The sequence below is a fragment of the Streptomyces sp. NPDC033136 genome (assembly GCF_055578235.1).
Genome location: NZ_JBVIPD010000048.1, coordinates 1 through 9,233 on the forward strand (window position 1 = coordinate 1; position 9,233 = coordinate 9,233).

The 9,233-nt window shown below is 68.5% G+C and carries 7 protein-coding genes and 1 pseudogene; 3 read left to right on the top strand and 5 right to left on the bottom strand.

Annotated features, from left to right (window positions below; all coding sequences use genetic code 11):
* The first annotated feature begins 361 nt into the window (after positions 1–361).
* Positions 362–490 (top strand): hypothetical protein, encoded by a 129-nt coding sequence (locus ACZ5TL_RS39170; RefSeq protein ID WP_468595553.1) that lies wholly within the window; start codon positions 362–364, stop codon positions 488–490.
* Between the two features lie 757 nt (positions 491–1,247).
* Positions 1,248–1,820, top strand: a complete 573-nt coding sequence (locus ACZ5TL_RS39175) for a C40 family peptidase (RefSeq protein ID WP_468595554.1) — start codon at positions 1,248–1,250, stop codon at positions 1,818–1,820.
* A gap of 38 nt (positions 1,821–1,858) precedes the next feature.
* Here ACZ5TL_RS39175 and ACZ5TL_RS39180 read toward each other — a convergent pair.
* From ACZ5TL_RS39180 to ACZ5TL_RS39195, 4 genes and pseudogenes are all read right to left on the bottom strand, one after another.
* Positions 1,859–2,099, bottom strand: a pseudogene (locus ACZ5TL_RS39180) (diiron oxygenase); the annotation flags it as partial.
* A 258-nt stretch (positions 2,100–2,357) separates the two neighbouring features.
* The gene (locus ACZ5TL_RS39185) at positions 2,358–2,528 is read right to left on the bottom strand and encodes a hypothetical protein (RefSeq protein ID WP_031106884.1); all 171 of its coding nucleotides are present in this window, start codon (positions 2,526–2,528) and stop codon (positions 2,358–2,360) included.
* A 698-nt stretch (positions 2,529–3,226) separates the two neighbouring features.
* Complete coding sequence (locus tag ACZ5TL_RS39190; protein WP_468595555.1) at positions 3,227–3,814, bottom strand: carboxymuconolactone decarboxylase family protein; 588 nt, start codon at positions 3,812–3,814, stop codon at positions 3,227–3,229.
* Positions 3,815–4,466: 652 nt separating this feature from the next.
* On the bottom strand, positions 4,467–4,829 hold the full coding sequence (locus ACZ5TL_RS39195) for a hypothetical protein (RefSeq protein ID WP_468595556.1): 363 nt from the start codon (positions 4,827–4,829) through the stop codon (positions 4,467–4,469).
* 1,112 nt (positions 4,830–5,941) lie between these two features.
* Between ACZ5TL_RS39195 and ACZ5TL_RS39200 the strand changes: the two genes are divergently transcribed.
* Positions 5,942–6,529, top strand: coding sequence for a hypothetical protein (locus tag ACZ5TL_RS39200; RefSeq protein ID WP_468595557.1), 588 nt, complete (start codon positions 5,942–5,944; stop codon positions 6,527–6,529).
* Between the two features lie 640 nt (positions 6,530–7,169).
* On the opposite strand, the gene ACZ5TL_RS39205 is transcribed toward ACZ5TL_RS39200, so the two are convergent.
* Positions 7,170–8,531, bottom strand: a complete 1,362-nt coding sequence (locus ACZ5TL_RS39205) for a VWA domain-containing protein (RefSeq protein ID WP_468595558.1) — start codon at positions 8,529–8,531, stop codon at positions 7,170–7,172.
* Between the last annotated feature and the right edge of the window lie 702 nt (positions 8,532–9,233).

The following is a 9,233-nucleotide window of genomic DNA, read 5'->3' on the forward strand; positions in this document are numbered from 1 at the left end:
CACCATGGCCATCGGCCCGCGACCAGCCCGAGCATCGCGAACCCCGCGCATACCAGACCCGTGACCTGCAACGTCACGATGCACACTGCTCAATGGGGGCGGCGACGGTGTCGGCCCCCGACTCTCCTGACGCTCACTCAGTCGCCTGGGACCTCCCGATGCGGTGCACGGTCCGCGCCTGTGAGTGGGACTGCGTCGGGGCGCAAATGGAGGGGTGAAGGTCACAGAAGCATATAGGGCATTTCCGGACTTCGATCTTCACGGAAGGCGCACAACTTGGCTAAGTTGACCACTGCATGCACAACTTCTGCCAACAGGTAGGCGGTCTCGTGCACTCTCGGACGGAAGGAGCGCCCTTTTCATGGCGTTGGAACCAACCTCGCGCCCCGAAGTGACCGACTTCGCGGGCAAGGTCAACTCCCTTGCGCCGGAGGCCCTCACTGACGAGGCCCGGCTCGCACGGTCTGCTGGTGCCCGCGTTGACGAATGAAAGCGAGAGGGCGAGCCCTGACGAGGTCCGGCGGTGGATCGACAGTCTCTACGACCGGGCCGAGAGGGATACGGGCACCTTCAACGCGACCCGCGCGGCTGCGATCCCGAGCCAGCGGGGCACGGCCGCACGCGGCCGGTCTCAAGAGGACACGGAGCCCGCGGTCGGAACCCTCGCCCGGCAGTGGTTCGACGCCGCCCGAGCCAAGCTGGGCCCGACCGTGACGGTGTCGCAGCCGGACAGGAGCTTGCCGGTTGGTCCCGGCCGCGCCCCCCAGGCGGCACGACTCGTGCGCCCGGCGGAGCGTCCCGCGGAGCCCCTCGCCCTCGAAGCGCCCAAGACGCCCACCGGTGTTGCGTGGGAGCTGACCGGCGGATCGGCTCAGGCGCCGACCACCGGATTCCTCCCAGAGCTCTCCGACCAGCGTGTCGCGCCGGCCGTGGCAGGCGAGCCCCGGCGAGTCGAGAGCGCCTGGCGTGGCGGTGCACAGCCGGTTCTCGGTGGGGACGCGGCAGCGTGGCCGCTGCACGAGCCCGCACCAGCACCCGCCCCGGAGTCCAGCCCACTGCCCGGCCCGCAGCCCACTACGGCGCTGCCCACCGTCCCAGCCCCCACTGCGGGCGCGCGCCAGGCGGATCCTCCAGCAAGCGATGTGGGGACGTACGATGCCGGTCCGGCGACCGGCACGACCGCGACGCATCCCACGGCTCCGTCAGCCGATCCCACCGCCCACTACTCCTCCGGTCCACCGGCCGACGTGACCACCACGACCTATGACGCCGGTCTGCTGGTCATCCCTGCCCCTGCCGCGGCTCCTGCTCCGGCGGTGCCCGCCGAGCCGGCCACCGCTCCACCAGCAGTGGCTGCCGCCCCGACGGGACCGGAAGCCTTCACGCCACGCGAAACACCCTCCACTCCTTACACGCCCAGCGCCTACGCCGGACCCCTGCTGTCACCGGACGCCGTCCCCAGCACCCAGGCCGAGCGGGTGATCGCCTTCGCCCGAGCGCAGATCGGCCGGCCCTGCGTATGGGGCGCCGTCGGGCCGGGATCGTACGACGCCCCCGGTCTCACCCAGGCCGCGTGGAAGGCCGCCGGCGTCACGCTTCCCCGGACCGCCCAGGCCCAGTGGGGAGCGGGAGTGCAGGTCTCGCTCGCTGATGTCCGGGGCGGGGACCTGGTCTTCTTCCACGACGACCTCGGCCACGTCGGCATCTGGAGCGGCGACGGCATGCTGATTCACGCCCCGGGTCCGGGAGCGGTCATCCGTGAGGAGTCGGTGTTCTTCGCCGGCCAGTCGGCGATCAAGGGCGCGATCCGCCCGGCCTGACGCCCCCCTCCGGCCGGTTGCTGCGGTGGGCAACCGCGGACGACCCGCTCGTCCCGCATCCAGTCGCGCTGCATGACATCGAGGACCTCCTCGGTGGCGAGGATCGCCGCGTAGCGGCCTCGTCGAACGCCAAGGTCTTGAAGCCCCGCCCAGTTCGATCGCCACGCGGTGCGGCCGGTAGGCCGGCGCCTGCAGTTTCTGGGCGCCGCGGGCGAACATGATCGAGTGCCGGCGCTCGTCCGCGATCTCGGTGAGGGCCCACTGGACGGGAGATCCCGTCCGGGTGAGCGGGGCGGGGTTTCCCTCGTGACGGTCGCGCCTGCTGTGAGAGGCGAAGCCGGCCGGGCGAGGGGTGCGTGGCTGGGGTCCGGTGGTTGGAGGTGCAGGTTCCGCTGCTTCACCGCGCCCCAGCCATGAGGCCTCGTGCCCGGGAAGGTGGCGGGTACACCGTTGTTCGAGGAGATGTCCTGGGCAGGACGTGCCTGTGGGCCCCGGGAACACCCGGGGCCCACAGGCCGGCTGCCGTCTCGTGGGGGACTACCAGCGATACCAGCGGCCCTTGCGGCCGCCCGTGTCCGCACTGCGCAGCACGAAGCCCAGCAACCAGACGACCAGCACGATGACGGCGATCCACCACAGTGCCTTCAGCGCGAATCCCGCGCCGAAGAGAATCAGAGCCAGAAGCAGGACGAGAAGCAGGGGAACCATAGTTATCAACCTCCGTCGCTCCTTGTGCCCGGCGATTCGAAGAACACGCGGACGATTTGCCTGGTTTCTTCACTGCTCCTTCGGGAACTGGTTCGAGGTTCGTCACCGATCTTCACCCCTCGGATGGTGGCACCCGGCGCGTTCGCGCCACTCCCGCCGCGCAGTCGGATCGGGATGTCCCGGCCCATGCCGCGTTCCTCCACGCTCCGGTGGCGGAGTTCGCGCCCGACGGAGGCGGTGCTGTGCTCACTGCTCGACGGCTGGACCGTGGACCCGTCCACGCTCGCCGACGCGGTCGGCCCGGAGGTGGAAGCCGTCGTCAGGCTGTCTCATGAGCCCGTTGCCGGGCAGGCTGCCTTGACCCGGGTGTACTCCGTCCTGGGGCTGGAGGCTCTCGGTGAAAGATGTGGCCGGGCTGTCGTGACCGGCGTGGTGGCTCCGTCCCAGGGGCAGATGCGGCGAGCGTGACAGGGACGACCCGGAGGAGTCGTGAGGCGGTCCGGTGGCGACGTGGCGGTCCTGGGCTGACGACGTCCAAGGCCATGGCATGGGATCGACTCCGGTCACCACATGGCTCAAGGAGCACCAGGGCCTCTCGCTGCGGCCCTGACAAACGTCCTCGACTTCTCTGACCGAGGACGAGTGCGCACAACAGGGCCCGGAAAAGAGCAGACCTGGCTGTTGCCCGAGACATCCCGTCAGCTCATGGGGGGCAGTCCGGGTTCCGGCTGTACCTGCAGGGAGTTCAGGGTGAAGGCCAGCAGATGGTAGTGGCCCACCAGCATGGGCAGCTCGATCAACTGGCGCTCCGTCAGGTGCCGGGTCAGCCCTTCCCACGTCGCCTGGCCGATCCGGGCGCCGGAGTGCAACTCGTCCGTGGCCCGCAGCAGCAACGACTGCCGTTCCGTCCAGCCCGGCGCGTCGGGACCCGCAGCGACCCGCGCCATGTCCTCCGATGACAGCCCGGCCGTCGCGGCGATTCGCACGTGCTGGCCCCACTCATAGGGTGACTCGCAATTGCGCGCCACGCGAAGGATCACCAACTCACGTTCAGCGAATGGTAGTTCGCCCGCAAGCAGCAACTGACTGCTGAAGGGAAGCCAGGCGGCGAGCAACTCCGGATGGCGGGCGAGCGTCGTGAACACATGTGCTTCACCGAGCGAAGACACGCCGAGGCCCAGTGAACCGAGGTCGGCGGACAACGTCCCCCGCACGGACTCAGCCCATTCGTCCGCGGGCTGCGGAGGGATGCGGGGCGCGGTGGGCGACAGTGGCGGCTCTGACACGCGGCCACGCTACGCCAAGGGCAGTCCGGCGGGAACGTCGACGACAAGCCATGTCGCTGCGGGACTTCAGGCCGCGCGCCACCGACTACGTCGCCGCGGGCACGCCTCCTGATCGGTCTCTTGTCCCGGGTCCGTGGCCAGGCACTTTTGCGAGCCCCTGATCACGTGGCGCTATGCTGGCCGTCCGTGTGGCCGTCGTTTGCCGACCTCTCATAGAAGTCGCCGACGCTCTGTATGAGGACGCGGCGTTGAGTACGCGGACGGGCAGCAGGACACGAAGGTGCCCGGTCGGCCCCCGCCTGGGCCACCTCCTCCTCTACCGCGACCCCGCCCGGCTGTGGGCGCTGCGCGGCCTCGTACTGACCGGGGGGCATGGTGCCGGCCGACGCGGTCGGCGAGAACCTGCTCTCGCCGAGGCCCTTCACCAAATCGAGGACAGCGAGGAACGCGATGTTCCGCTAGCGGCGGTCGCTTGCTTCACTTCATCAGAGTCCACTGCCAGTGGACTCTGACCAGCCAGAACACTTCAGGGCCTTGAACAGGAGGCCGACGCAGGGCCCTGCTTTCGGGCGTGCGCCGGCTGAGGGGCGAAGTTCGCGGATGCTGCTCCTATCGGGACCCACCCGTCACGGAAGGCCGTGAGGCCCCAGTGTCAGTTGCAGGGGATCAGGGGGTTGGTCTCGGAGCTGACGGACGTGTCCTTCATCCATCCCCACACGCCGTTGTCCGCCTTCGTCAGCAGCCAGCGGTTCGGGTGCGGGCCGCCTACATAAGCGCCGTTGTCGATTCGGCAACTGAACCAGCTGTAGGTGGTGTACATGTATCCGACGACCTTGCCGGTACCGTCGAAACTGTCGTAGACCTTCGCGGCGTAGACGTTGTAGCAGTAATAGGCGTTCGTCTCGAGCGTGCACTGGTGCTGGGCGCTCGCGGAGGCCGTGGGCGTGGTCAAGCCCAAGCTCCCCAGCGCGGCGACGGTCAGCGCGGCGGCTCGTACTCGCAGGTGAAGTGGCATGAAAGTCCTCCTCTTCTTGCTGCCGTTGTCGGCACTGATCTGACGACGGGAGATTGGCGTATCGGTCGTCCTCGAAGTACACGGCGCTGCTGTGTCCGTCCGCGAAGCCGATCCAGGTGCCATCGGTGTAGCCGGTTGTCGGTGATGGCTTGGCCGCTTGGGCCAGCAGCCTGGTAGGTCTTCTCATGGTGAGCGTGGCCAGGTATCCGCTGTCCTCGGAGGACGGCTTGCGCCGTTCGGTTGCGCAGACGCACGGTGATCCTCGCGGCTGGGATGACACGGGCTCGTCCACGAAACGCTAGGAGAGCACCGGCAGGAACGGTGCTGACAGATGTCAGGGATTCCGGGGGGATACTCAAGGACTGCGGGGCTGTCCCGGGAGGAACGCGGTGAGCGTACCTTCCCTGATGTTCCTGCGACGGCCGCAGGGTGGGCCGCCCCCCGAGCTGCTCCCCCACACCCGCGCCGGAGAGAACGACGCAGACGAACCCGCCTGACGGCAGGCGGCACAGAGGGACAGAACACGGGCGCAGCTTGGTAAGTGGTGTCCGCGCGGGTAAGCGCGGACGGAAGGCAACCAGCCGCAGGACAACACGAAAGATCCCACATGGTCATTCCGCTTATGAAGCAGGCGGATGAACAGGGCGGGGGCGAGCTGCCACGCTGCACTTCAGCGCGGTGCGGGCCGAGGGGCACCGTCGCGCTAGCCGTTCTGTCCCGGGAGGTTGTGGACGGGTGAGACAGGTCTCCGCTGAGGGATCTTGAACAGCTGAGGGCCTGGACACCAAGGAAAAATCCGGCGACCTCGGTTCGGCAGCCCGGTTGGCCGGGTGAGCCCGGTGGCTCACCTACCGGTCGCAGACTCCCTGATCTTGCTCGTCCCGCTGGCGGAATGAGCGCACGCGCCTGGTGCGGGGCACGGAGACGCGGCTCCTGATACCTGGGGCAGGGCTTCTGGCCAAGCGTCGTGTGACGCTGACCGGCCGCATGGCGGGTGACGTCAACACGCGCACGGGCCAAGGCAAGGCATCGACGGGTTGCGCCGGTGACGCCTCCCGGCGGTGGCGAAGGGCACCTCCGGGGAGCTGCGGGGCGGCGGATAGCGTACGGGCATGGCGAACACGGGGAAGCGACGGGTCCTGTACCGGCAAGGCAGCGGCTTCTGGCGGATGACGGCGAAGTGGGTTCTGGTCTTCGGGGCCCTGTACCTGCTGGACGGCGGACTCCTCAGGTCGTGGGGCGCCGCACTGGTCTGGCCGATGATCGGAATCCTACTGTGGGTGCCGTTCGGGATCGGCGGCGTCTGGTACCCGAAGAAGGACCAGCGCGTCGAGCTGACGACGCGTGAACTGCGGGTGCGGCGCAAGCGGCTGCCGATGGAGAAGGTGAACCTGCTGCACGTGGCGCGGCTGTGGCTGGAGGGACGGTCGACAGCGGACGACCAGCCGGTGCTCGAATGGGCACGGGTCGACCGGGTGGTGTGGGTGCCGCTGCGGGACGGCCGAGCGATCGGCGTGGAGTTCCGCGACCCGGCCGCGTTCGCCAAGGTCTTCGGCGCCTTCGCGGTCGCGACGTGCGGCGGGCCCGACATCGTCCGCGCCAGGGTCGCAGCGGAGACCTACCCGAATCCGCTCCCCATGCGGCCCCGCCCCGCCGGCGACGCAGGCTCCTGGCCGGACCTCCTGGACATCTTCAACTGACAGCCGGGAACGCAGACAAAGGGCAGCGCTCCGTCAGGGACGCGGGGAACCGAAGACGGCCGACGTTCTCGACCAGCTCCCCGCAGGAGGCGTATCGGACATGCTACTTGCATCGGCTGACCTGCCCCCTTGACCGGCCAAGCCTGTGTTCGGAGCACCCCAGGGTGTTCCGAACACAGTGCCATGCGAGGAGTGTCCGTTCCGGGTCCCGCGGATACGACGGACCGTCCCACACCGGAGCCTGAATCGACGACCAGGCGAGGGACAGGGCGTACCGGCCCCGCCGTGCATGGTGAGGATCTCCCGCCACCTCCCACCGTTCCCGGCGAGCTGCAGGCCCGCCTCCAGGTCCTTCGGCCGGTCCCACAAGAACCGGTGGCAGAAACAGACGAACACCAGCACGCCGCCACCACCCCACAGTGGTCGCCGTGGCGCACAGTCCCCCTTCGGCTTCGAGATTTCAGGCAGCTGCCGCGTCTGCCGCACCGCCTGCTCCGTAGTCAAGCTCGGCGTGCACTAACGGTAGGGAGACGGGCCGAGCTGTGGGTGGCCGCGCAGAGGATTGCAAGATTCCAACGGCTCCCTCTCCAACCGGTCGCAGCTCAGGGGCCCCACCCCTACGTCCCGACCGGTCGCCGGCTCAGATGATGCTCAGCCGCCGTGCCTCGCGCATCCACGACGGGAACTCGGACAGCAGCCGGTCGTAGAGCTCCGCATCCGGTACGTCGCTGATGTCGTCGACGGCGAAGAACCCCACGTTGTCGACGCGCCGGCCCGGCAGGGTGTCGAACCGCTCCAGCACGCCGTAGTTGGAGCGCCCCAGCCCGACGAACTGCCAGAAGACCGGTTCGCCCACCGCCTCCCGCAGCTCGGTCTCGATCTCCTTGTTGCGGTAGACGCCGCCGTCGGAGAAGAAGAGCACCAGCGTGGGAGCCGCCGCCGGGTGCTCACGGACGTACGTCCGCACTTCGGCGATCACCTTCTGCTCCTCGTTCTGGACTCCGACCGCGCGCATGTCCACCTGGCCGGGCAGCAGACCCTTCCGCGGCTTCTTGCGCCGGAACAACGTCAGTTCACCGACCCGGACATGACGCTGCAGCCACTCAGGCAGGTCACCCAGGGCGAGGTCCGGCAACCGGGCCGGGTTCGACGCGAACGTCCACGCCTGCATCTCACCGTCGTCGTCGAGCTGCGCGGCCACCGCGGCCATCCGCTCCACGACGTCGGCCACGACACCCTTCGAGTACAGGAACGACATCGACCCGGAGGCGTCCAGGACCAGGATGACGCGCGCGGTCACTCCCTCAGCCCCGTGCTTGCGCAGACTGACGGCCACCTGCTCTTTGCGCAGGGAGAGCCGCTTGCGCATGTCCACCGGCAACCGCTCCTCGCCCTTGACGAGACGCGGGGAGGGGAAGCCCGGGGCGGGGGTGACCGCCGAGGAAGCCGTCGACGCGATGGCGCCCGGTTCCTCGTCCACACTGATCCCGAAGTCGGTGGCCAGCCCCGCGAGTCCGGACGCGTACCCCTGTCCCACCGCGCGGAACTTCCACTGACCGGCTCGCCGGTACAGCTCTCCGCCGATGAACGCCGTCTCCGTCGTTGCTTCCATCTCGAACAGCGCCAGTTGCTCACCCGTCCCGGCATCGAGCAGCCGCAGCCGCAGACCGGACAACTGGCCGAAGGTGCCCCCGTCCGCGGAAGCGCCGAGAACGACCCGCTCGATCTCCGGCTCCAGGGTCCCCAGATCCACGCCGACGGTATCCGTCGTACCGCCACCGTCCCGCCGCTTCCCCAGATGACGCACGGCACCCGAGACATGCTGGGGCTGGTTGTAGAAGACGAAATCCCCGTCGTTCCTCACCCGCCCGTCGGCACGCAGTAGCAGCGCCGAGGCATCGGCGTCCGGCGCACCGGGGCCCCCGGACCAGCCGAGTTCGACCTGCACCGCCTTGGTAGCGACGGGAAGGTTGCCACCTTTGGTCATCGATGTCGCTGTCATGCGCCCAGTCTGCCCTGCCTGTACGCCGTCTACGATCCGGCCTCCGGCCCTGTCAGTGATGCTTCCGGCTCCTGCCAACAGGCTGCCGACCGTGATCTGCTCACCTGCCATGACGAAACCGTTGAGTGCAGTGGGGAGGAACGGGTCGGCGATGTACAGCCCTCCCGGGGCATCTCGCTCTGCCGCAGCGTGAGTGGAAAGCCAGAGAAGAAGAACTCCGACCAAGACCAGAAAGGCGACGATCACTGATCGTCTGTCATCCGGACCGACCAGGTCGAGCACTCCGGAGCTCAGGAAGCCCATGGTCACCGCTTCACCGACCAGACCCGTGGGCCCGGACATGTACTCCGCCCGGAGCGGCGAGCCTCGTACAACCAGACCGAGGTGATCAAGAGGCCGAATCGGAGGACGCCCCATGCCGCTCCGCGGATAGCCGTCAAACGGCGCCGGGTCTATCCGTGAAGCAGGCCAATGGTGACCAGGACGAAGAACATCGACGAGCTCGAGGAGTGACCTGCTGTCACCACTCACCGCATCTCGGGGAGCATCGCTCCAGTTGAGCGACTTGTGTCGTTCGCCGGCGGGCGTTCCCCCTAGTGGGTCGTTCAGAGGGCGGTATGAGACCTGATGCCCGATTCTTCGTTTCGTGCGGGACAAGCGGGCAGGTTGTGGCGACGTCGGTCGACTACGGCCGGGGCTGGG

Bases quoted from the DNA above. Each gene is read 5' to 3' on its own strand.
- ACZ5TL_RS39170 (WP_468595553.1), top strand. From the start codon at position 362: ATGGCGTTGGAACCAACCTCGCGCCCCGAAGTGACCGACTTCGCGGGC.
- ACZ5TL_RS39185 (WP_031106884.1), bottom strand. From the start codon at position 2,528: ATGGTTCCCCTGCTTCTCGTCCTGCTTCTGGCTCTGATTCTCTTCGGC.
- ACZ5TL_RS39205 (WP_468595558.1), bottom strand. From the start codon at position 8,531: ATGACAGCGACATCGATGACCAAAGGTGGCAACCTTCCCGTCGCTACC.
- ACZ5TL_RS39200 (WP_468595557.1), top strand. From the start codon at position 5,942: ATGGCGAACACGGGGAAGCGACGGGTCCTGTACCGGCAAGGCAGCGGC.
- ACZ5TL_RS39195 (WP_468595556.1), bottom strand. From the start codon at position 4,829: ATGCCACTTCACCTGCGAGTACGAGCCGCCGCGCTGACCGTCGCCGCG.